The sequence below is a fragment of the Natrinema sp. LJW11 genome, assembly GCF_056135975.1.
In genome coordinates, this window is sequence record NZ_JBWBDM010000007.1 from 175,790 (window position 1) to 197,539 (window position 21,750).

A 21,750-nucleotide genomic window follows, 5' to 3' on the forward strand; every position below is an offset into this window, starting at 1 on the left:
TTCTCCAGATTATGTTTCACCACGACAGGCAATCTCTGATATTCATCATCAATTCAGTAAATAAACCCACTCAAACATATAGTCTTTAGAACATACGATTGAACAAAAACATGTCATAGGCAGCCGAAGAATCTTCACTATTTTCGATTATAGTTGAAGGGATCTGTTGAAACCCTTAAAACATGATAGCTTTGATACCCGTTGCGGTCAGTACAGGTCCTGTAGTGACCGTTGGGGAGAAAAATATATCGGAAGACGATGATCGTCTCAGAACCTGAAGAAGATACGGACTTATAATCTGCTCCCAGTGATAGCGAGTGATGCAGTGTCCACGTGTCCGGGTTGGGGTGGTGGCCATCCTTCAGCCGGTGCAGGCTGAGACGCGCAGTTCGATTCTCGCACCTGGACTCTTTGTTGGCTGTAGAATACATCTTCAAGAGCTACCACCTTCTGCCCACCTTTGTTACCCGTTCGCCGTGACTCTATTGGAATCCAGAGATTGCTTTAGTGGACTGAACCAGATGTACTACTTCTATGCGGAGTTTATTCACACATGATGTCTTCCAGAAAGACACTCATCGCAGTTGGATTGACTCTCCTGTTGTTGGGCAGTATAGTTGGTCCAGCAGCAGCGCATGAAACGCAAAACGTCGAAGGGTACGAAATCACCTTCGGCGGTGCGGAGGAGCCGCTTATCACGGGCGAACGGATGTGGTTAGAGTTCGAGATCGTCGATAACGAGACGGGAGAACCGGTCACAAATCAATCCAAGAACCTGACTGCCTCCGTGCAAACCCAAGGAAGTGACAAAACTGCTCTCGAACTGAGCGAGAAACACGGTGAACCCGGTGTGTATGAGGCACCAGTGATCTTCACGGAAGCCGGCAATTATACTGTCCATCTCGAAGGGGAGATCAATGGAACGCCGGTTCACACACACTTCCAGAAAGAGGTTCAGGATCGAGATACACTGAAATATCCTGCTCCTGATGCCCAAGCTACAGACGACGGGAACACCTCTCAGTCCGAGGAGAACCAGACCGAGCAGGCTGGCTTTGGCTCGCTTGGCGTTGTCATCGTTGGGCTGGCTGGCGTCGCGGCTGGCGGGGTCTACCTCTTGGGCCGTCACCGCTAACCCAGCTCGCCGCTGGTCTGCCTCCACCTCGTCAAGATTCGCGCTCGCGTAGCGTCGCTAAATCGTCGGTGACATCCTGTCTGGATACCCGCGGCGACTCAGAACTCTGTTGTGCTTGGAGCTTATAGGCCCGTTCGACGTATCCCTTCTTGTTAGCGAGCAAGATCAAACCTGTATGTGTGAACATATATGAATCCATGTTCTCTGGATTTGTCTTGCTGAAATGTACGCCGTACTGTTCCTGAACGACTTCTTTGGCGCGGTCCTCATCCTTAGGTCGCAGGAAATACCAGTTGCCGTTGTCCATTTCAATACGGTGCTTATCGGCCCACTGTCTAAAGGCGTTGGCGTTGTCTCTGGCAGGATCGAACGTTGTCTCAACGAACGATACCTGATCGCCGAATCCCTCTTCGCGTGCGAAATCCTGTGTCTGCGCCAAGATGCTGGTCAGACGTGGACACATAGTGTTGCAGGTCGTGAAGGCGAACGTCAGCAGAAGATCCGTTTCAAAGTCAGCGGGAACTGAGACTTGTTGACCGTCCCGCAACGGTGCTGGTACCGTCACAGACGGGAGCGTATCGCCATGCGTCGGAAACGGAAGATTTGATGGATCATCAACTCTCTCCCACTCTTTCGCGTCCAGATACGTATTTTCGCCTGATCCACCGTCACTGCCGAACGTGCCTGTGCAACCGCTCAATCCGACTGCAATGCCAGAACCGAGCGCCGTAAGCAATGTTCGTCTCTGCATTGATACTGGTCGTTGCAGTCTCCGGCTAAAACCTTCTCTGGTACAGTCTTCGTATGTGCTTGGCCCGAATTGTTTTCTTCATCAAAATGTAGGAAAATTGTTATCCGTTCCTTTCGCGCATAGAGTGAGCGTGTTTTTCACGCTAAAATACATCTAAAGGATGGGATTTCAACAGAGCCAGTTGAAGATATGCTCGACGAGGTCATGGCAGCATTAGTGGATGAGCATCGTCGGGAGCTACTGATCACGCTCTCAAAGCATAATCCGCAGGCCGCGGTCCAGCCATCAGAAGGTGTACAGTTGGGAGATGAGCAGTTGGAGGTGCTCCAGGTCGAGATGTGCCACAACCATCTGCCCCGATTGGAAGACGCGGGATTCATCGAGTGGTAGAAAGAGCAGGACGTAGTCGTGAAAGGCCCAGAGTTTGATTAGATAGAACCAATCCTCGAGATATTCGAGGAGAATGTGGACGAACTGCCGGTCGAGTGGCCGTAATCAACTGTTTATGCATTGCGGACAGTAGAACGCTCGGAACCAGAGTGTGCTTCCTCTACCTTCTATTTTCGCGGGTACGTCATGGTTTGGCTCAAACAGGCAGGATGCTATCGCCATTGGAGTCAAGAAGCCGGACATCGAGCGTGTAGTTGTCTGGCCAGGGCTCACCGTACCGGTCATTACCGTGATGAGGAGGTCCAGGTTGACAGGGTTTCGTAGTTTGAACGTTTTTTGAACATAGTTCAGGTGAAAATCGCTGGGCGAGACCATGACGCGTTCGTACAGCGGTCGGTATCATCAGCGAGATTGACCTCAATCTCGATTTTGGTCAGCACGTCCCAGACGATATCTGCTGCATCCGGTCCCATGATTACGAGTTCATAGTCCAGGACTGGTTCGATGCCCTGTGCTTCCATCTGTTTCTCTGCTAAGTCAAGGGATAGGGAGTGTTGTGCGACCCATTGTTGGCCAATATCGTGCTATTTGAGGACTGTTGAAGGGGAATAACCTCGAATTCGGTCGCGGCCGGGCCAAAACACGAGAAATACTGCTTGCAAGTGCACCGGACATCACAATATGCTTAATCGTAGTGGAAAGTGTTGACTATGCATCTTGTCGCGCGTTCCGAAAGCCGTTTCTACCGTGGATTTGCGGGCGAAACTGGCCCCGCCACGTTCCGAACCGGCATCGACTCGAGGCACTGGTCAGGAGGCGGTGCTCCATGAGCGAACTTCCGCCCCAGACGAGCGTCAAGCGATGGCTGGTGACGACTAACCACAAAGATGTCGGAATTCTTTACATTGTGACGGCGCTATTCTTCCTCGTCGCTGGCGGCGTCCTCGCGTTGCTGTTCCGCGCTCACCTGTGGGAATTCGGTGGCACCGGACTGCTCACGAACACCGAATACAATCAGTCAGTCTCGATCCACGGGCTGTTGATGGTGTTCTGGTTCATCTCGCCGCTCGGATTCGGCTTCGGGAACTACATCGTTCCGCTCCAGATCGGGTCGACGGACATGGCGTTTCCGCGCCTGAACGCGCTGAGTTACTGGTTCTTCCTCTTTTCGGGGCTTCTCGTCTTGCTCTCGTTCTTCCAGGGGACGACGTGGGCCAACGGTTGGTACATGTACGCACCGCTGAACGTGCCGATCTACAACCCCGGCTATACGCTGACGATGGGCGGCAATACGACGATCCTCGCGTTGACCCTGTTCGTCATGTCGACCACCCTCAGTACGGTGAATTTCCTTACGACGATTCACCGCTGTCGTGCTGAGGGCCTCGGTCTGTGGAACATGCCGCTGGTCACGTGGGGGATCCTCCTGACTGTCTGGATGATGCTATTCGCGTTCGCGGCGCTGCTGGCCGCACTGATCCTCATGTTGACTGACCGCCTCCTGCTCACGCAGTACTTCGCGACCGACCAGGGATCGAGCCTGTTGTGGGGACACCTCTTTTGGTTCTTCGGCCATCCGGAGGTATACATCGTCTTTTTCCCTGCGTTAGGAATCATGCTCGAGACGTTTCAAACGTTTACTGGCCGACGGATCGTCGGCCGAAAGTGGGTTATCATTGCGATGGTGCTTGTCGCGGTGCAGTCCTTTTTGGTCTGGATGCATCACATGTTTCTGACAACGATCAATCTCCCGATCAAGACGCTGTTCATGGCGACGACGATTGGTATCTCGTTACCCTTCGACTTGATAGTTTTCGCGCTGATCTATACCATGGTCAAGGGTCGCGTGCGCTTTACGACGCCGTTCCTGTTCACTCTTGGCGCGCTCATCCTGTTTATCATCGGCGGCATCACGGGCGTCTTCCTCGGTGCAGTGGTCCTCGACTACGAGTTCCGGGGTACCTACTGGGTGGTCGCGCACTTCCACTACGTGATGGTGGCGGGCGTTACCGCACTGATCGGCGGCCTCTACTACTGGTGGCCGAAGATCTCCGGCAAAATGTACGATGAACGGCTCGGAAAGCTCAGCTTTGCCGTCTACTTCGTCGGCTTCAATCTGCTGTACTTCCCGATGTTCCTCGCGTGGGAGACACCAAGGCGTGTCTTCCACTATCCCGAGGGGACGGAACTCTACCATCAACTGGCGACCGTCGGGGCCTTCGTTATCGGTACGGGCGTTCTGCTCGTTTTCATCACACTCGCGAAGAGTTTCATCTCGGGGCCTGATGCGCCCGATAACCCGTGGGCGTACTCGCGGACCGCCGAGTGGGCGACCACGTCACCGCCGCCGCTCGAGAACTGGCCGAACCGGCCCAGCTATGTGAGCGGGGAACTCGAGTTCGTCGACGATGCGACGGCGGCCGACGGCGGTGCAGTCGCCCATGAGCGAACCGGGGAGGCTGAGTCGCTTGAAGCTGACCACGAAGATCATGCGAGTATCTGGCCGTTCGGAATCGGGCTCGGCATGTTTGTCATGTTCCTCGGGCTGTCAGGACTGACTCCCTACGTCGCCGACTTCGCGACCGCACGCGGGGCGGAGCTCCCCGGTACGGCTGCTGGATCGGAGAATATTCTCTATCCCATAATCTCGCTCGTCGGCGTCGGAATCTTGGGGATCGCGCTGTTCCAGTACGGGCGCGAGGAATTTAACGCACCCGAGATGGCCATCGCCGAGCGCTGGCCGTTCGAAGGGGTCGGCACGACGAAGACCGGTATCTGGTTCTTCCTGGCCTCGGACGTCGTCGTCTTCGGTGCCGTCATCGGGGCGTACGTGTTTATGCGGATCCATGCCGGCTGGGGTAACTTCGAGACCGTGCCACCGTCGGCGACGATCGGCCTGATTAACACCTACGTCCTGCTCACCTCGAGTTTTACGGTCATCCTCGCGCTGGTGATGGCCGAACGCGAGAACAAGCGCGGGCTGCTGGCGTCGATGGGGGTTACGCTGCTGCTTGGACTCACGTTCCTCACCATCAAAGGCTATGAGTGGAGCCAGGAGTTCGCTCACGGTATTTACTGGTTCACCGAACTCGAGTACTCGATGTATTTCGTGACGACCGGATTACACGCGCTGCACGTCATCTTTGGTCTACTCATCGCAGCATTCATAATCTACCGAATCGTGAGCATCGAAGCTTACCTCGAGGACAACCGTCCGGTAGAGTTCTTCGGACTCTACTGGCACTTCGTCGACATCGTCTGGGTGATTCTCTTCCCGCTGTTCTACCTCATGTAGCGTGGACGTTTTGCTTTCCCTTGCTCGAAACCGGACGTTCGGACTACTCGCTGTATTGTTCGTCGCTACCGAAGTCGAATCAGTTGACTCTGGCGAGTCACGAGACAGTACCGACTTGATCCATCAAAACTAGAGAGCTGAGACGAGAAATGGTGGATGTGAACCATCCAAAATTTCCCGCTTCACTGGGAAAGTGGCGACATTGGCTAAAAGTGCTGTTGGTGATCGAAGCGGATCCGCCACCGTTCGGGGCGACGGATTTACCTTGTTCATCAGAGTGTCATAAAACGGTTAGCATAGTTTTGAGGAGTCAGTTGAGAGGTCTGCCATCACCGCTTCCGAAGTTTGAATACGGGATCGTCGATACCTCCGCCTATCACCTTGCGATCGAGCCCGCTATGGCAGCGAGCGACGACTTGGGAGGCGAAAAGGAGATCGAACGGGCGGGCAAGAGGTAGATTGGCGCTTCAAGGTCGGGATCCACCAAGGTCGACTGCCATTCGGTCTCACATTCGACGACGGCAAGACACTTGTTCTTGGAGAGCAGTTCGCTGTTGCCATTCGGATCATCGAACTGCGAGACGTCGGTCACTCTTATCGGTAGATTGTCGACCACGTCGATCCGATCCGGTCGACCGTGGCTCGAATCATCAGTAATTGCAAACAAATGACGAGCTCCGACAAGTAGACCTTCGCATTGTCCAAGTAGGAAGTGATATGAACGAGTGCGAACTAACCGCCGAATGTTCTATCAGTTGCGGGAATACTGTGATACTCGTACGAGATACAGGGCGTACCTCTCGAATGGAAGGATCTACGCCACTCGGGGCCAACGGTCGCCATAGACATAGTCCGGGAGATTATCGTGATTCAGTGCAAGGGCATCATGCAGGGATGCAGGTTCACCTGTTTCCGGACATTATTACGAAAGCTGCCTCGGTCACTACTTCCCGCCGTAGCTTTTCACCGCCAACGACTCAAGGAACCCGACTTTCTTATTACGGCAACTCTATTGCCGGTTGACTAGTGTTTATTGATAACGCGAGTCACTGTAGGAGCGCAGGGGGCTTGTTAGCCAAAACCCATCCGTGACCCCTGCTAGTGACAAGAGGCGGCGGCCGTCCCCCACCGGCCGTTTCCCTTCCTTAGCCGTTGTTCTCACGCCAGTAATTGAATCCTGAAGGAATCCGATTCTCTTTGCGTGAACATGATCAAAAAGGATATTTTCGACCAATTACAGCCTTCGACGGGCCACGGTATCGAGGTTTCTGGCGCTTTGAAGGCCGTGGGACTGAAGTGACCTGCCTCATTGGGAGTAGACTAGAGATATGCTATCACATAATACGATATAAGTCCTATTCTCATATATACACCTATTGGATAATCTTGAGCAACCCGGATCTCTTGGTCTTTACCCCGCTTTGAGGGGCGAAAACACGGTTGTAGATACGCTTATCCGGCCGAAGACAGGGAAAGATAGGGTAGACGTTACTCTCGAAGGAACGATTCGGTACAGTCTCAACAGATTATTTTCTGAGTCTTGTTGTCTCTTTCCTCAGGTAGTACTGTGGTCCAGTGGGATCGTCATATCGGCAATGCCGCACCGATGATACTCTCGCCAGTATCGATGTGTTGGTTTTTTAGCTGTCGTATTCTTGACTTGTTTCCCTGTCCCCTTGCTCTTGTCGCCGGATGTGGGAAGGGTACCCATTCGTGAGAATCTGCGAGTCAGATGGTTCGGATACACCGCTGTGCAGTTTCCTACGAATGCGATGGATAAGGAATATTGCGTCCGGACAGGATTTCTGGATTGACACTGAGTCCAATACTCGACTGATCAGTCATTGTCTGGTACTGGTGATCCTTCATCCTGGTTGTTGCCCTCATCCGCGTTTGATTCCGCCTTCGGGAGACACTCGAGTTCTCGTTCAAGTGTGTCGATTAGCTCTTGAGCTGTCTGGCTAATTCGGCCAAGCCGACCAGAGATCACCTCGGTATCGTCACCGTTCCACGCCGCAAGGTAGAACGCTGATCCACTCATATCCAGTTCGAAGTAGCGTCCCACGACGTACGCAACGGCTTCTAGCTCGCGTTTTGATCGCTCATCACGACCCTCAATATCAAAGTGCAACAAGGCGTGGGCGAACTCGTGGATGAGTGTCCCAACGAAACCTGCTTGATTGTCTCGATTTTTCACTTCGACTCGCGGGCGCGTGGTCATCGGGCACCGCTGTTTATAGACACCCTTTGCCTCTCCATAGGTCCACTCGGCAGGGGTGACAAACTGTGCGTCGCCATCCAACTGCTCAGCATTCTCGAGGAGGGCCGGCACCAGATTACTGGCATCACATATGCTTCAGTTTCGAGATCAGGAAGCGGCTCTCCGTCGGTCTGCGAGACATCGAAGACAGCGGTGGATTTGAACTCGACAAGCCCTTTCGACCACTCCTCTGGCGGTATCTCATTGTACTCACAGGAACTGTTTTCGTGGTAGCTTGGCGAGTTTCCGCATTCGGGGCACTGTTTCGTGATGATCGGCACCCAGATCCAGATTGCGCTTTCGCCCCCTTGGACGTAGCGCTCGAACTCGTTTGCCCACGTGTTGTACCCTGCAACCCGGATTGCGTGGGGACACTGCTGTTTGATCAGGAGTGTATTTCGGTACGAGTAGTCGTGGAACCGGCTCTGTCCGTCGAGCCAGGCTTTGAACTCCTCACTGGCCGCAGCGTCGTCGGCGAGGTCCACGAGGCCGTCAACTCACGTTTCGATCGTACTGTTCATCTCGTTGCTGCGCGTCTCCTCGTTCGAAGTCATCCCTAAGCAAGAGCATCACGGAAAGCAGAAACGTCGATACGCGCACCAGCTACTCGAGGATGGAGATGAGCGGATTCGAAATAAGTGGGGTCTCGCCGGAGCGATCAACTGTTCGGGGACGACGGGAGCCAAACGCTATCGCGAACAGCACAGACTAAAAGGCAAGCACGGCGACATCTGGCTCTTCTTCGGCTGGGCGTCCCATTGATCCCCTCGCGAGCGGTTCTGTTGTTCCACTTCCTTTCAGGAGTGAGGAGACTCGCGTTTCAGGCGTCACCATCCTATTCGTAATCACCCCACGACCGCGAGGTCTCTCCTGATTTGTGGGGTAACGGGAAGAGCGCCCAACGCGGGTTCCAGCACTCCGTTTCATGTCCCGATCAGCACACCGGACAACGATCAGTGCCGACAGTGCCACCGAGATCCGAGCCGCTCGCCAGGCTGACTACGTCGCCTTTCTCCATCGAGTCCCGGTCGCGATCGACGCACTCTCACTCGGCTATGTGACCGGGTTTCGTGAGGATTGCTCCTACCAGCATACACAGTACGAGACGCTCGAGTTGCCAGTCGGGATGCTCAAAAATGACGCTCGCAATCCTGACTTCGGGCGGTACATCGAGCGCTTCAGAGAGTACGAGCTTCACGTTGGCGTCCTCGGTGATGCTTACTCTGTCGACGAGGCCCGTGAATACGTTCTCGCTGCGCGCGACCTTCAGGCGAGTTATCCTGAATCGGAGCTCGTGATCGTGCCGAAGTGCTGCGAGGCGATCGACGCGATCTCGGAGGCCATCGTACTCGGCTACTCGCGTGAGTACTCCGACCAGTTCGCATACGAGTTCTCGGATCCGGCAAACTGGCGTGGACGACGAGTGCACATCCTCGGTGGCAGTCCACCCAAGCAGGAACGCGATCGAGGCACTCACTCGGCCAACGCTCTCTGGGAATCCACCGGCAGACATCGTGAGACTCGATTGGAACGGATTGCATCGAGGAACGCAGTTCGGCGAATTCTGGACAGGCAAGAACTGGGACGACAGCGGGCGGGATGCCGATCATATTACCGTCCGAAAGTTAGTTCGTCACAGCCTGAGACAGAACAAAACGTTCTGACTGGCTCAGGGTATTTGGCTGGAGACGGGATCTCAGGACGAGGGCGTTAACCTCCAGTACGAGGGGACGACACCAAGCGATCTTTCGACAGTAGCGTATGCAGTGTGTGGAGCGAACGTCTGGACATCCGACCGTAGCCTGTTCGTGGCTGAACGATATTGGCAAGGTCTGCGGGTACTTCTCGTACCACTGTTACTTCGAGCATCGTCACAGGAATCAACTCGAAGAACTTTGTGGCGAAGAGAGTATGTCATTTCCAGCATAGGCTGTTAAGATTGCTACGTCATCATCAACCGTCCGCAGTGTAGGCTCCACTCCGGTGCACAATCCGATGGAATTCAAGGACTGACTCATCAAAATCAAGGGTGCAAGCGAGACGATATTGGCCGACACGGAGTTTGGAAAACGGTCCGCCGGTCAACGGGTCAAGGACATCCTCTGGATCTCGCCACTCTGAGTTCACAACCTCATCGAGCTTTGAGATGATACGATCTTGGATGTGTGGATCGAGCCCAGCGAATTGGTCCACAGCGCGTGGCGTGAACTTCCAGGTCCAGTTCTTGTCACTTGTTATCCTCGACTCGGTCCATCATCTCGACCACATCCTCTCGTGAGACTAACTCTGCGCTGCCGGACCGCAAGTCATGTTCGCTCGCTGCAATCTGTTTCCATCCCTCTCGGGAGAATTCAGGATGCTTCACCGCGTCACGGGCCGCATACCGAAGGAATTCGCTCCGAGAATTGAAGCCTTGCTCTTCCCAGGTGGTATCAATGTCCTCAAGGAAGGCTTTGCTCAATCGAAGATTGATCTGAACCATCTCTGGCCCGTTGTCGTTAACCCCGGTATCAGCATCGGACATATACATATGCTTTACGCACGCATATAGATAAACCTTTCAGGTGATCATATAGCTGTAGACCACAGTTCACACTCTCAATGATTGCTATCGATCCAACAGTGAAGATGAGATGGATGAATCACAGCATCCGGTTCACCGAAAATGACGAGCTGTCGTGGCACGAGCCCATTAATACGTTCGGAGATCCAAAAACGAAATACGCGATGTATCGAGATAAGCGCCCACCCTTGCCTGACTGGATTCTCAAGGTCTACCGGCAACTCAAACCCCGTATCTGTCGCGGCGACAATGGGCTGGCGAAGGAGAAGGCGACAGCACTCATCGTCACAGAGGAGATTGAGGAAGCCGACGCGGAGTACGCACTCCAACGGCTGATCGATCGTGGATATCTCTATCTGGTCGACGACGAGCTGTACGTTACTGATTCAGATGACGCTAAGGAATAGAAGGTTGACGGCTTGGTCCGCACACTTGCGTGGATTTCGAAGGTGTTCGACTCCGGTTTTCCTCGGATGACAGAGCAGAGAGTCTCAAGTTTTGCTGATCCCACATGAGAAGTGACGACACCGAACAGTGGTGTTGATCTGCCCCTGAGAGGGGTGAGGCGCTTTCGAGCAGACGAAAGCGTCAACACGACTGATTCCAATGGCAGTGACCACAGAGCGAGCAGCCTCGTTCACCGACACCGACTTTTCGGTGATCGTCTCCGTATAGCCGCCGTGGCCGTGCATATGCTTCGCGTCCGCAACAGCGTTGCTGAATGCCTTGTCGGTAGTCCCCCGAACGCAAGCATCTCGAACGTCACGGCACCCATTAGGATCACTTCTCCTCGAGCGCTTCGAAGACGGTTCGGTAGCGATTCATCTCTGGGAAGTCGGTTTTGTAACACATCGATCTCACCGAAAGCGCTCTGTTTCGAGCGCCTCCATGCTTCTGGGGCGTGATCAACACCACTGGCCGATGTGACGCGGATTCAGCGTCTCACCTGCTTGTGGGACGGTACAGGCACTGTTCGCACTCGAGAACCTACTGATCCTCATCGTCGAATCGTCCGGCCACCACAGCTGCCTCGTAGTGGGGATACGGATTACGTGGGTGTATCCACCTACGACGGGCGGATCGGGAGTCGCTCCAGCCAGCGCAAGTATGCGTGCTCTTGCGTCCGCATATGTGGTCTTTCGTTCGCCGTTGTGGGTACTCTCAGAAGAGTCAGTCACTGTTCTCACCGGGAGCATCGAAGAGAAACTGTATGCTGGCGTCCTCGCCCATCGGCATCTGCTGGCCGTCGGCCCGTATCCGCGAACAGTGATGCCTGATCAGTGTCGTCAACCTCCGAGTACCGAACTTCGACGCGGTCATCGACGTTGAACTCGGTGGCAGCGGGTCGATCAAGACGTGTTTCGACCTCGCGATGACTCACGTCGGCACCACAATCCTCGAGAGAGGTCTCAACGCTTTCTTCGGTCGGTTCGAGTCCACCATCATCGGTGAATGCTGTCTGGTACTGGATCGTAATCTCGGGTCGATCTATCATCTGAAAAACCTCTTCCCCTCTCGAGAGTGCAAGCAACACTTTCAGATCCTTGCAGGTGTCGCGATTGGTGGACCAGTTACGACTCCTCGCGAAGTTCTTCAGCTCGCTGAGCTAGCAGTTTGAGGATCGGAAGGCGTTGTTGGTGCTGGTTTTCGTAGGCAACACACGCCTGAAGTATCTCCATGTCGGTGATCGTCGCGACTCCCGCATCAATGATCCGGAGATTCGATGACTCGAGGCGCTGCTAGGGCGTCAGTGGCTCGCCAGTCTGGTCGGTATCTGACATTGTGGATCCTCTCACCACTCGAGGAGAGAAACAACACCACGAGACGGCTCCTCTGATCTGACGGTCATTTTGGAGTAGCGAGAGAGTCTCGCCGTATAGGTTCCCAGTGGTACTTCAACCGTCAGTTGATAGATCCAGTAGTCTATGAGCCTGGAGAAGAATCAGTCTCTGATAGAAAGGCGTGCGAGATAGAGAGGATGTATACAGCAGGTTTCAGGCGGTAGAACGGTTTCTATCCGTTTATCCCGAGTCGGGTGTGTTGTCGCTGCTAGAGTCGCGCGAGACGGGTGTTTTGCTCGCGTCGATGGTGTACAACAGCCAGTCACTGGCGGCGTCCGTTGCCGTAATCTTCAGTCGATTGTGCTTCGCTTCACGATCGGGATAGCAACCGACCGTGACCTCGAATCGCTCCATTGCCTCCTCGAGCGCCCGAACGATGTTTGCCTCTGTGCCATTTCGAGTACTTAAATCTGATCTCAGCCCGTTAGATTGAGAGAGACGATGACAGAAGCAGTTCATTCTCGGACACAGCGTTCTTCGCGTCAGACCCTATCCGAGGAGTACAGTCAGTCACCAACGACCGCGAGCAAATTTTACTCGCTGCTCGACGAAGTCGACAGCGAGTTCATCGCCGACCAATTCGAGATCGGCAGGTACACTGCCAAGCACGACTTTGAGAATCATCTCAAGATCGGTGTCTTCGAAGGGATTCACCCGTCTGATTCGCTCGCTGAACTGGCCGAGAAGACGGCCACGCATAAGCAACTGGAAGAAATGGCTGCTTCGACGTTCTCCCGGCATACGAACGACCGCGACTATCGCGCGGTCGTTCGTGTCCTCTTTGGGCTACTTCATTCACCGCAGCTGTATCACCAGCGAAATGTCCAGCGCAAGCGGTTGGAATGGCTTGATCGAGCAGTCGTCGCTATCGATGGAACAAATCTAGCTCTCACTAGATCAGTTACTATTCCGAGTGAGCTTGATGATGACGAGGTCATTGACGAGATTAAACCAGGTAACTGGGGCCTCAAATTCAATCTCGCTGCACGTGTGGATGGACACGCCAAGCAGCCTCTTGGCGTGTCCGTCACAGCGGGTGAGACACGTGAACCAACCCAGTTCGATCATCTCCAAGACGACGTCGAGGTCTTCGCAGACCTCGACTCGCCGATTCACGTGTTCGATCGTGGCTATCTCGATTATAACCGCTTCTGTGCGTTGAAAGAGCGGGAAAAGGACTTCGTGTGTTTGTTGCAATCAGATTCTCGGGTCGATGTCCTGGAGCGAATCCAGGACATCGACATCACTGACGAAGCAGGAACGCGCCACGTACGTGACGAGCTGATTGAACTCGCCGAGACCGGCGAAACGTTTCGACGGCTCCTGTTTGAGGACGTGGACGGAGAGGAGATAGCGTATCTAACAACGCTATCTTCTGCAAATTACGATCCCATAGATGTGATGAATATCTACACGCTTCGGACATTGATCGAGATTCTGTTCCGAGAGTTGAAGCAGTATACGAACATCGAGAATTTCCACTCACAATCGGTGAACGGCGTGTTGTTCGAGCTGTTCTGTACATTGATTGGTTACGTCCTGATCGAATGGTTCCGGCACTGCCACCCCCTTCGGGGTGGCGTGCCGGAAGCGATCCGTCTCATCCGTACACGCTGGAATCAGTCGCTTCCCGTGTACGGGTGACTCACTCAAGACTCCATGAGAGCGCCGCCGCAGGAGCGGCGGCACTCTCCAGAGGGGGAGAGTCACGCATAATTGGAACTGAATCTAGAGAATTACGGCTGGTTGAGTACATCTGCAACAGGTTCCTTCAGCATTGACCGCTTCGTGATCTGATGAATCACAGCATCTCGTGTCGTCGATCGCTCAGTAGTCTTATCAAGTCGAAACAGGACAGGTTTGCCTCTGGTTCGACGGTATAGAGGTGAGTGGAACGGAGTTCTCCAGTAAACTCGTCAGCTACGGCCGCGAACATAGCTTTCAGTTCATTGGGAATCCCCGGCAGGACATAGACGTTCTCGAGAATACAGCCCGGTGAGAGGCCCGCGTCGTTCAATAACGGACGGCTCCGTTCCGGGAGTGCGGCCTCAGCCTCAGTGTCCACGTTGAACTCCTGATCTGGAAGTCGTGCTTCGATTTCGGCCACTCGCTGTTCGACCGGTGATCGGACCAGTTCCGAAATGATCAGTTCGTGGTCGAACGCGTCTGCAACTGCCTCTATCGTCACGTCGTCGGGGGTACCACCGATCTCACCGGTAACGATAACGCCGTCGAACGTCTTGCTGTATGCACTGACATGGTTGGCGATAATTTCACGACCGTCCGGTAGAGTGACGACTCGCGTAACCGAGACACTGCGATCGATAAGCTGTATCGCTAGGCAATTCGCGTTCGTGTTCACAACGTCACCGATATCCCAATTCAGCGGTACAGTGCCGTGGGATTCCCGCGTCTTCAGGCGCGGGAGGATGTCAATCTCAAATATCATAGCCCAGGAAACGGGAGACACGGATCATCGCTGGAAACGGCGGCGGGTGTTGGGCCAAAATCCAGTCGAGGGCGATACACATCGTCCAAATCACGTCATGGGGTGGCAACCTTACTGCTAACTACCTGATTCAAGGGGGACGGCCTGTGTCTACAATTAGGCGGACCAACCCTCCACGAATATACCTCTATCTAAACGTGAAACAGATGCATCAAAATTCATAGCGGACAATATCATCTGCACCACACTCTGGGCAGACCTCAGCATCAGACTCCACTGTTTTCCCGCAGCGGCGGCATTCAAACAAAGTTTGGTGTTGGCTTTGTCCGAAGATGCATTTCCAGTTAAACATAGAAATTAGCCTTGTTCTGGTGTGTATTCCAGCAAATTCTTATGGGGTATTAGAGAACGTGTTTTGGTGACAGGGCGTATGGAAAACGTGACCCCCATTTTGTTCACGTTCTCCAGTGCATTCCTTAGAGTGGCTTTCCCATATAGGTGATCCAACCACAGTGAAAGTAGAGAAGGCTCTGATACTACTCTGAAAGTTCGAGTACAGATTTTATTCACGACGAAACACGGAACGGACGTATTCACTCGCGGTGAGCACGTCACGACCGAGTGCCTTGTCTGTGGCAAGCAACCGACGCTTGTGAAAGGTTTTGGTGACGACCGCGAATGGATCCATATGGGAGACGATCGGAGTTGCACGCTCGAGGTGACCGACCGATGAGTAGCCAAATCCCCGACGGCAAGTACACGAATCTCTACTGTCCAGAGTGCCAAGCCCACCCAGACGATATCGAGGTCGTATTCGACCGCGAGGACTGGTCGGTACTTCGCCACCCCTACTGTCTCACGCCGCTCAACGCAGCGATCGACGCCGACCAGCCGGTCCAGGCACGCCACCCACCAAACGGGACGTTCGACGACCGACTCTTTCAGACCGACGACTAACTGACTGATTTTCACTCGGAACGAGGGGTGTTACACTCGAAATCCGGTGTGTCTCGAAAACACCGCGAGCGGCACGAGTCAGGAAAAACGCCCGCTCGCGGGGTATGGGGTCGGATTGTGTCGCGCGGTTGGAACGCGACATACAGACCAAGGACCGCTATCCTGTTGAATTCGGTGCCTACAGGGATTGGACCGTCGCTAGCCTGTCACTACAATAGCTATCAAGCGCTAGCCGAAAGCCAAGGCTGGCCGTCATGTCTGTCGGTCGGAGGTTGCTCTGAGGTTGCTCTGTTGCCCCCTTCGAGGCCGACTGTCACGGTGACGGCTGCTTTCTGAAAGCCAAATCACGGATCCGGGTCACAACACCGAACACTGTATCTGAACTGATTATGTGGATAAATTGTGTGTATCTTGTATCTGTATATGATCGATATCATGCAGACACGACTCGACGGTGGCGTGAAAGCGCTCGCCGAGTACTGTCGAAAGGATCCGAACGATATCTACGTCGACCGCTGCGATTATGGTGACGCACATCTGAACAACATACTCAAGGCCGGTGCGACGGAGACGAAGACGTTTCGAGAGATGAATCGAATGCTCGAACATTACGCGACGACCGACGTTGTGCCGCTGTTCGAACTTGCCAATTCGCAGCCGTTCTCGGAGTATATGTAGTTTCTCACCCGCTGATATCGGCCCGGGCCACTATCCCACGCGACAGAGATGTCCCACACGGTCGGTTGTGGCGGCCGGCCAAAAAGGGACATCAGAGAACCTCGGTATTCGCGTTTTCCCCTTTCGCCGATGGAATTACGCCTCTCGAGTCTCGACTGTCTCGTATGTCCAACGCCCTTGATCCTGACGACCTCGAGTACGTCGTCGGTCGTGCCCGCCGATTCGATCTCGGCGTCGTCGATACCATACTCGGCGTAGGTGTTTCCGTCGTAGGTTAGTTCGATCGACAGCTCTTCGAAGTTGTCGTTCGAGTCCGTCGTCGCCGTCGTCTCGTAGGTGATCGTTCGGTCCTCGTCTGCGCTCGCGTTGAAGCTGGTGACGGTGTCCGTCCTGTCGCCTGCAAGGTCGCCAGTGCTTGTAACGTCTGCCGCTGCCGAGCCCGCGAACGCTGCCATACCGCCGGCCATAACGACCGACAGGCTGGCGAACAGCGTTGCGACTCTGTGAATGAAGTCTCTCATTAGAGTTGTGTTGAATGGAGTGTGGTTGATTGTCAAACTGTACTCAAGATCCCGGGCAGGGGTAGTAGGGTGGAACTGGAGGCAGAATCGGTGGTGGGACGGTTGGAGGCGGGGGGACCCGACGTCCAATGGATTGAGCCTCTATTTATCGTCATCCTCAGCTCGTTTTTCACCCATCTCGATGTAGCCGCAGTTCGACGGGATGTCGTCGTGTTCTTACATTGTGGGGGATTAGTGCGCTACTCGTTTGTCGCTGAACTCGGAGTCCGTTTGTGGCCGATTAGGCGACGCAATACGATTACTCTCATCGGCACAAATACCGATCGTTCGGGGTTTTGCGGTTCGTCTCCAGACCCCATCACTAGACAATTCATATCTCTCCAGCGCGATCTCGCGGTCAGGTCAACGAGTCGAAAGAAGGGGTGAATGTGAAGGCAACAGAATCTCCCGGATGAGTAATCAGTATTTACACATGACCTTCGCCTGGGACGATCGAGTGAGAACGATGCATGGTCGGGGGAACGTCCGTGAGCGAGAGTGAACCAGGGCCGGACGAGGACTCGTCCGCTGACGGATCAATCGTCACCGAACAGACCCCGACGCCGGAGATTCTTAAATCGCTTATCAGAGCGGAGAACACGAGATACGCCGCGAAACAACGGGGCTCGCACTGTCAGGATTTTCGGCCGGTCTCGACATTGGGTTCGGACCATTGTTAATGGCGGTGATGTTGACGCTCTCACAGGGAGGGTACGGTGATCTCGGAACGGAGTTACTACTGGCGAGCGCGTACTCCATTGGCTTCATCTTCGTCATCCTCGGACGATCGGAACTGTTCACTGAACATACGACTATCGCGGTGATGCCGGTGCTCGCTGGTCGAGCGACGGCCCGTGGACTGGCTCGTCTTTGGGGAGTAATCTACATCAGCAACGTCGTCGGGGATACGCTATTCACGCTGCTCGTCGTTACATTGATGCCGAATTTCGGTGTCGCATCACCGGAAGCATTCGTATCGATCGCGCACAAGCTCGTCAACCATGATCTCGAATGGCTGTTCGTCGCTGGTATCTTTGCGGGCTGGCTGATGGGGCTGGTGGCCTGGCTGGTGACGGCCGCACAGGGAATGGCAGGCCGTGTCCTATTCGTGTGGCTCGTCACCGCGTCGATCGGCATCCTCCACCTCCCCTACTCCATTGCGGGGAATGTGGAGGTACTGTTCGGTCTATTTCTCTCACCGACGGTCACGCTCGCGGATTACATCGCGTTTCTCACCCTCTCTACGCTTGGGAACGCGATCGGCGGCGGCGTGTTTGTCGGACTGTTGAAGTACGGTCACGTCGTCCGCGGCGGAGGCTGAGAAGAACCCGCTATCGCTCGTCGGGTTGATCGTTTGATGCGGACATGTGCGTTAGAATCTGCGGTTAGTCGATGTCGGTGGATTGCGTCGTACATCGGGCGATGGGTGCGCGTGTCTAATTGTAAGGTTTTTCTCCCAAATTGGTTACTATTCGATTAGGTTGTCGCCATCGTCGCGCCAGTCGAGAAAGATTTGGATCTTTCTGAGTCGGTAATCGAACGAATCATCGAGCCACCACGTCCCGCGCTCACGCGCTGTCCAGGCGGATCGGACGCTCGACACATGTGAACTGTCGAAGGTGCCGTTTTTGTCCCACTGTAATTCCTTGTCAAGAAACGATCCGAACTCAGCCCCGGAGATTGTATGGGCCGGGACGCGCCGGCGCTCGCGGTCGCCTACGTCGGCACGGCCATCGTCTCGGGAACAGACGTCGCCATCGAGGCTGCGGACATCATCCTAATGCGTGACGATCCGGTGGACATCGTGAAGGCGATCCGCATCTCGGATGCGACGCTCGTGAAGATCAAGCAGAATCTCGTGTGGGCGCTGGGGTACAACACGGCGATGATCCTACTGGCCTCGCCCGGCCTGCTCCAGCCCATGCTTGCTGCCGTCGCGATGGCGTTCTCGAGCGTGTCGGTGCTGTCGAACAGCCTGCTGTTCCGCCGGTACACTCCCGACTACAAGCTGTTCGGCCACCTTCGCTGAATGTCCTCCCCTCTCGACGGATGTTCAATATTTCTCGAGGAGGTCATAGACACGTGATATGGGATCTCGACCATCATGGTAAGAATCGTCCCTCCTCGGCGGTACCGTCCGCACTGTGGCGGTCGTAGGGCAGTATCTGTTCCTCGCTGTCCCTGTCTCTGACGGGCAACTGTCGAGAGAGGGGGACGTCTTCGTCGAACGTGTGTTCGTATCCGTCTAGGAGTGACATGATGATCATCTTGGAGAGCGCGTATTGATTGTACACGCTCCCTCCACTCCTCTGAGCGGGTGAGCAACACCACGGTCGATCGCGTCGGAAGCACAGAGGGCTACAGAGAACCCAAGTGGTACAATCGAGAGGCTCTACTGAAATCCTTAGAACATGATAGGTTTGGCACCCTCTGCGGTAAGTACAGGCGGCTCAATTGGTTCACTACGGCAGGCAACGTCGCTACCCGAGGGAGTGTAGGAATCACAGGCAGCAGAGCCGTCCCAGTTGAAGCTGGTATTTAGCAGCCGGTTGAACCGGTGATCGTGGCTACGGGAGCGGAGAGGAAAGGCGTTGCGTCGTCTGCTACGGACAGCTGGATACGTCCCATCTCGAGAATATGAGATGGCCTTGTTTGCTCTGTGGAAGAGTTGTATCGATCCGTTCCTTTTTCTCTCGAGTATAGAGACTATCCCTTTTCGGATGATATTGGGATTAGTTCCGGGGACTGCGACAGGATCGGCGGCAGTGGGGCCTCTACACTTGGAAGTCACAATCTCTGGTATAATTCTGTACTGCTTGGAATGACACGTGACAGGACTAGAGGGGACTGTATCCTGTATTCGACACGGTACTCGAAGGACTGCCACCGTGACGGTCGGCCTCGCAGGGGACAACAGACCAACCTCCGAACGAACGGCAGACGCGATGGCCAGCTCTGGCTTTCGACTAGCACCTGATAGCCGTTATGGTGACTAGCGTCGATTCCAAGTTGCTTGGAATCGGAGTGGGGTTAATATGGGTCCAAGAGAATATACCTCATGTCGCGTATTCCCACACGCGACGCAAACCGATAGGCACCCACCTGCCACCAGTTGTCCGAACTTCTCAACCCTGTCCGGCGGCGGGCTACCCCTCCCGCCGTCGGACCTTCCGCTGGTTGAGCTTTCCTACCGACCACCCACCAATATCTGTTGGCGTTGGACTCAACAGGCTAGCGTGCCTTCTACCACCTGTCGCGTCACCCCCACACGCGACCCACTCGCCGTACCCCCAGCATCTTTCGGCGAGTGGTTTTCAAACGCCGTGTGTCCGGGCCACGAAGTTGATAACACCTGCCATGGTAGCCCCGGGTGTCGCGTCCAAGGTATGCGCGACAGTCTGTTCGATCATCCCGTCCGGCGGTAGTCGTTGCCAGACGCTCTCGCCGGGCTGGGGGCTATTCGGATTTTGGGAGTACGAGCTGGTTAGTGAGAATTATCTTATTCCTCAAGTCCGACAGATCCGATCTCCACCAATATCAAACCATTCGCGATCGTCGCCGAAGTCTTTCACGAGGGCGGCCTTCTTGAGTACCGGAGAGTCGGTCGCTACTCATCGATCGTCCTCCGAAAGTCCATCAATCGCAGCGCCGCGCTCCCGGCGTATTCGACTGCACTCACCGCGATCGAACAGAGTGAGCGAGCGGGCCGACGACCGACCCGTAGGGGAGGGAGGAGTGCTTTTAATAAACATTTTGCTCTGCGCTCCCTCGCTGTCGCTCGGTCGCCCGGAAAAATATTTGCACACCTACGTATCGGTTGGTTTACTGAAATCGGAAGGAAAACAGCCCTCTAAGAATCGTTCTATGACGCCCTCCTAGTCACCAAGTCCCATTGCACCGATTTGTTCTTGATACCGGTTTCGAATGGTAACCTCGGTTACTTGAGCAACATTGGAAACTTCCTTTTGTGTCTTTTTCTCATTACAAAGGAGTGCGCTCGCGTAGATCGCAGCCGCGGCATATCCAGTCGGTGATTTTCCTGACAACATCCCTTTTTCAGCTGTCGTATCAATGATTTCATTTGACTTTGCCTGTACTTCTTCGGATAAGTCAAGCTCAGAACAGAATCGGGGCACGTATTTTTTCGGGTCAACAGGCTCCATCTCAAGACTAAGTTCCTTGGAGAGATACCGATACGTGCGACCAATCTCCATGCGTTCAACGCGTGAGACAGCCGCGACTTCGTCCAGTGACCGCGGAATCCCCTCCATACGACAGGCTGCATACAGTGTACTCGTGGCAACGCCCTCAATTGAGCGTCCGCGAATGAGGTCCTCGCTAAGGGCACGTCGGTAGAGGACGCTAGCGACCTCCCGAACAGATCGAGGGACACCTAACGAAGAGGCCATCCGGTCGGTTTCAGAAAGCGCAAACTGAAGATTTCGTTCGCCAGCATCCTTCGTTCGAATCCGCGTTTGCCATTTCCGCAGCCGATTCATCTGACTCTTCTTTTCTGCAGAGAGGGACCGCCCATAGGCGTCTTTATTTTTCCAGTCGATCGTGGTGGTTAGCCCCTTATCGTGCATCGTCTGGGTCATCGGCGCTCCAACTCGAGATTTGCTCTCCCGTTCCGAGTTATTGAATGCGCGCCATTCCGGGCCGTGATCGATGGCCTCTTCTTCAAGAATCAACCCACAGTCCTCGCAGCTCACTTCGCTCTCATCTGGACTTCTAATGAGTGTACTTGAGTCACATTCAGGGCAGGTCTGAACGTCCTCTTGTTCAGTTGGTTCGCGCTCTGTCTCATCATCACGCTCTTTCTGACGAGTCGGGCGTTCCATCAGTCAATTGTCTGTTGGCTCTCTGGAAGG

The 21,750-nt window shown here is 54.5% G+C and carries 16 protein-coding genes and 8 pseudogenes; 10 read left to right on the forward strand and 14 right to left on the reverse strand.

Annotation, left to right across the window (positions count from 1 at the left end; translation table 11 throughout):
- Nucleotides 1-556: 556 nt before the first annotated feature.
- A complete protein-coding gene (locus tag AC0QDI_RS18670; RefSeq protein WP_474670830.1) occupies nt 557-1,135 on the forward strand; it encodes a FixH family protein in 579 nt (192 codons plus the stop codon).
- A 31-nt stretch (nt 1,136-1,166) separates the two neighbouring features.
- On the opposite strand, the gene AC0QDI_RS18675 is transcribed toward AC0QDI_RS18670, so the two are convergent.
- The gene (locus tag AC0QDI_RS18675) at nt 1,167-1,886 is read right to left on the reverse strand and encodes an SCO family protein (RefSeq protein ID WP_226777718.1); all 720 of its coding nucleotides are present in this window, start codon (nt 1,884-1,886) and stop codon (nt 1,167-1,169) included.
- 189 nt (nt 1,887-2,075) lie between these two features.
- On the opposite strand from AC0QDI_RS18675, the gene AC0QDI_RS18680 reads away from it, so the two are divergent.
- Nucleotides 2,076-2,276: a hypothetical protein gene (locus AC0QDI_RS18680; protein ID WP_226777717.1), complete on the forward strand. Its 201-nt coding sequence runs from the start codon at nt 2,076-2,078 to the stop codon at nt 2,274-2,276.
- A gap of 347 nt (nt 2,277-2,623) precedes the next feature.
- Here the strand turns inward: AC0QDI_RS18680 and AC0QDI_RS18685 are convergent, their stop codons facing one another.
- Nucleotides 2,624-2,797 (reverse strand): hypothetical protein, encoded by a 174-nt coding sequence (locus AC0QDI_RS18685; RefSeq protein ID WP_474670832.1) that lies wholly within the window; start codon nt 2,795-2,797, stop codon nt 2,624-2,626.
- A 305-nt stretch (nt 2,798-3,102) separates the two neighbouring features.
- On the opposite strand from AC0QDI_RS18685, the gene AC0QDI_RS18690 reads away from it, so the two are divergent.
- On the forward strand, nt 3,103-5,571 hold the full coding sequence (locus AC0QDI_RS18690) for a cbb3-type cytochrome c oxidase subunit I (protein ID WP_474670834.1): 2,469 nt from the start codon (nt 3,103-3,105) through the stop codon (nt 5,569-5,571).
- A 172-nt stretch (nt 5,572-5,743) separates the two neighbouring features.
- A pseudogene (locus AC0QDI_RS18695) lies at nt 5,744-5,830 on the forward strand (IS5/IS1182 family transposase); the annotation flags it as partial.
- 117 nt (nt 5,831-5,947) lie between these two features.
- On the opposite strand, the gene AC0QDI_RS18700 reads toward AC0QDI_RS18695, so the two are convergent.
- Nucleotides 5,948-6,238, reverse strand: coding sequence for a hypothetical protein (locus AC0QDI_RS18700; protein ID WP_226777714.1), 291 nt, complete (start codon nt 6,236-6,238; stop codon nt 5,948-5,950).
- A gap of 1,170 nt (nt 6,239-7,408) precedes the next feature.
- Nucleotides 7,409-8,385: pseudogene (locus tag AC0QDI_RS18705) on the reverse strand (DUF955 domain-containing protein).
- A gap of 371 nt (nt 8,386-8,756) precedes the next feature.
- Here AC0QDI_RS18705 and AC0QDI_RS18710 point away from each other — a divergent pair.
- Nucleotides 8,757-9,760: pseudogene (locus AC0QDI_RS18710) on the forward strand (DUF6610 family protein).
- Nucleotides 9,761-9,784: 24 nt separating this feature from the next.
- Here AC0QDI_RS18710 and AC0QDI_RS18715 read toward each other — a convergent pair.
- Nucleotides 9,785-10,069 (reverse strand): type II toxin-antitoxin system RelE family toxin, encoded by a 285-nt coding sequence (locus AC0QDI_RS18715; RefSeq protein WP_226777713.1) that lies wholly within the window; start codon nt 10,067-10,069, stop codon nt 9,785-9,787.
- The gene (locus AC0QDI_RS18720; protein ID WP_474670836.1) at nt 10,059-10,355 is read right to left on the reverse strand and encodes a ribbon-helix-helix domain-containing protein; all 297 of its coding nucleotides are present in this window, start codon (nt 10,353-10,355) and stop codon (nt 10,059-10,061) included. The genes AC0QDI_RS18715 and AC0QDI_RS18720 overlap by 11 nt, the downstream gene beginning before the upstream one ends.
- 77 nt (nt 10,356-10,432) lie before the next feature.
- On the opposite strand from AC0QDI_RS18720, the gene AC0QDI_RS18725 reads away from it, so the two are divergent.
- Nucleotides 10,433-10,801, forward strand: a complete 369-nt coding sequence (locus AC0QDI_RS18725; RefSeq protein WP_226777711.1) for a hypothetical protein — start codon at nt 10,433-10,435, stop codon at nt 10,799-10,801.
- 763 nt (nt 10,802-11,564) lie between these two features.
- Here AC0QDI_RS18725 and AC0QDI_RS18730 read toward each other — a convergent pair.
- The 3 pseudogenes from AC0QDI_RS18730 to AC0QDI_RS18740 all read right to left on the reverse strand — a co-directional run.
- Nucleotides 11,565-11,889 (reverse strand): annotated as a pseudogene (locus AC0QDI_RS18730) (hypothetical protein).
- A 76-nt stretch (nt 11,890-11,965) separates the two neighbouring features.
- A pseudogene (locus AC0QDI_RS18735) lies at nt 11,966-12,121 on the reverse strand (DUF8129 domain-containing protein); the annotation flags it as partial.
- Nucleotides 12,122-12,415: 294 nt separating this feature from the next.
- Nucleotides 12,416-12,622, reverse strand: a pseudogene (locus tag AC0QDI_RS18740) (competence/damage-inducible protein A); the annotation flags it as partial.
- Nucleotides 12,623-12,676: 54 nt separating this feature from the next.
- Between AC0QDI_RS18740 and AC0QDI_RS18745 the strand changes: the two are divergent.
- The gene (locus AC0QDI_RS18745; protein WP_474670838.1) at nt 12,677-13,879 is read left to right on the forward strand and encodes an IS4 family transposase; all 1,203 of its coding nucleotides are present in this window, start codon (nt 12,677-12,679) and stop codon (nt 13,877-13,879) included.
- 157 nt (nt 13,880-14,036) lie between these two features.
- Here AC0QDI_RS18745 and AC0QDI_RS18750 read toward each other — a convergent pair whose 3' ends face one another.
- Both AC0QDI_RS18750 and AC0QDI_RS18755 read right to left on the reverse strand, forming a co-directional pair.
- Complete coding sequence (locus tag AC0QDI_RS18750; RefSeq protein ID WP_474670840.1) at nt 14,037-14,684, reverse strand: molybdopterin-binding protein; 648 nt, start codon at nt 14,682-14,684, stop codon at nt 14,037-14,039.
- A gap of 211 nt (nt 14,685-14,895) precedes the next feature.
- Nucleotides 14,896-15,036 carry a zinc ribbon domain-containing protein gene (locus AC0QDI_RS18755; protein ID WP_340674442.1) on the reverse strand — a complete coding sequence of 47 codons (141 nt, stop codon included), beginning with the start codon at nt 15,034-15,036 and terminating at the stop codon, nt 14,896-14,898.
- A gap of 377 nt (nt 15,037-15,413) precedes the next feature.
- Between AC0QDI_RS18755 and AC0QDI_RS18760 the strand changes: the two genes are divergently transcribed.
- Complete coding sequence (locus tag AC0QDI_RS18760) at nt 15,414-15,641, forward strand: hypothetical protein (RefSeq protein WP_226777674.1); 228 nt, start codon at nt 15,414-15,416, stop codon at nt 15,639-15,641.
- A gap of 608 nt (nt 15,642-16,249) precedes the next feature.
- On the opposite strand, the gene AC0QDI_RS18765 is transcribed toward AC0QDI_RS18760, so the two are convergent.
- Nucleotides 16,250-16,840 carry a hypothetical protein gene (locus AC0QDI_RS18765; protein WP_226777673.1) on the reverse strand — a complete coding sequence of 197 codons (591 nt, stop codon included), beginning with the start codon at nt 16,838-16,840 and terminating at the stop codon, nt 16,250-16,252.
- A gap of 509 nt (nt 16,841-17,349) precedes the next feature.
- Between AC0QDI_RS18765 and AC0QDI_RS18770 the strand changes: the two are divergent.
- Both AC0QDI_RS18770 and AC0QDI_RS18775 read left to right on the forward strand, forming a co-directional pair.
- Nucleotides 17,350-18,200, forward strand: a pseudogene (locus AC0QDI_RS18770) (formate/nitrite transporter family protein).
- 369 nt (nt 18,201-18,569) lie between these two features.
- A pseudogene (locus AC0QDI_RS18775) lies at nt 18,570-18,908 on the forward strand (heavy metal translocating P-type ATPase); the annotation flags it as partial.
- A 73-nt stretch (nt 18,909-18,981) separates the two neighbouring features.
- Here AC0QDI_RS18775 and AC0QDI_RS18780 read toward each other — a convergent pair.
- Together AC0QDI_RS18780 and AC0QDI_RS18785 are read right to left on the reverse strand one after the other, a co-directional pair.
- Nucleotides 18,982-19,137, reverse strand: a complete 156-nt coding sequence (locus AC0QDI_RS18780; protein ID WP_226777672.1) for a hypothetical protein — start codon at nt 19,135-19,137, stop codon at nt 18,982-18,984.
- A gap of 1,617 nt (nt 19,138-20,754) precedes the next feature.
- A complete protein-coding gene (locus AC0QDI_RS18785; protein ID WP_474670843.1) occupies nt 20,755-21,720 on the reverse strand; it encodes a transcription initiation factor IIB in 966 nt (321 codons plus the stop codon).
- Nucleotides 21,721-21,750: the final 30 nt, after the last annotated feature.

Coding starts and splice junctions, on each gene's coding strand:
- AC0QDI_RS18750 (WP_474670840.1), bottom strand. CDS start 14,684: ATGATATTTGAGATTGACATCCTCCCGCGCCTGAAGACGCGGGAATCC.
- AC0QDI_RS18675 (WP_226777718.1), bottom strand. CDS start 1,886: ATGCAGAGACGAACATTGCTTACGGCGCTCGGTTCTGGCATTGCAGTC.
- AC0QDI_RS18680 (WP_226777717.1), top strand. CDS start 2,076: ATGCTCGACGAGGTCATGGCAGCATTAGTGGATGAGCATCGTCGGGAG.
- AC0QDI_RS18785 (WP_474670843.1), bottom strand. CDS start 21,720: ATGGAACGCCCGACTCGTCAGAAAGAGCGTGATGATGAGACAGAGCGC.
- AC0QDI_RS18670 (WP_474670830.1), top strand. CDS start 557: ATGTCTTCCAGAAAGACACTCATCGCAGTTGGATTGACTCTCCTGTTG.
- AC0QDI_RS18690 (WP_474670834.1), top strand. CDS start 3,103: ATGAGCGAACTTCCGCCCCAGACGAGCGTCAAGCGATGGCTGGTGACG.
- AC0QDI_RS18725 (WP_226777711.1), top strand. CDS start 10,433: ATGATTGCTATCGATCCAACAGTGAAGATGAGATGGATGAATCACAGC.
- AC0QDI_RS18760 (WP_226777674.1), top strand. CDS start 15,414: ATGAGTAGCCAAATCCCCGACGGCAAGTACACGAATCTCTACTGTCCA.
- AC0QDI_RS18745 (WP_474670838.1), top strand. CDS start 12,677: ATGACAGAAGCAGTTCATTCTCGGACACAGCGTTCTTCGCGTCAGACC.
- AC0QDI_RS18780 (WP_226777672.1), bottom strand. CDS start 19,137: ATGTCACTCCTAGACGGATACGAACACACGTTCGACGAAGACGTCCCC.
- AC0QDI_RS18685 (WP_474670832.1), bottom strand. CDS start 2,797: ATGGAAGCACAGGGCATCGAACCAGTCCTGGACTATGAACTCGTAATC.
- AC0QDI_RS18720 (WP_474670836.1), bottom strand. CDS start 10,355: ATGTCCGATGCTGATACCGGGGTTAACGACAACGGGCCAGAGATGGTT.
- AC0QDI_RS18755 (WP_340674442.1), bottom strand. CDS start 15,036: ATGTTTAACTGGAAATGCATCTTCGGACAAAGCCAACACCAAACTTTG.
- AC0QDI_RS18765 (WP_226777673.1), bottom strand. CDS start 16,840: ATGAGAGACTTCATTCACAGAGTCGCAACGCTGTTCGCCAGCCTGTCG.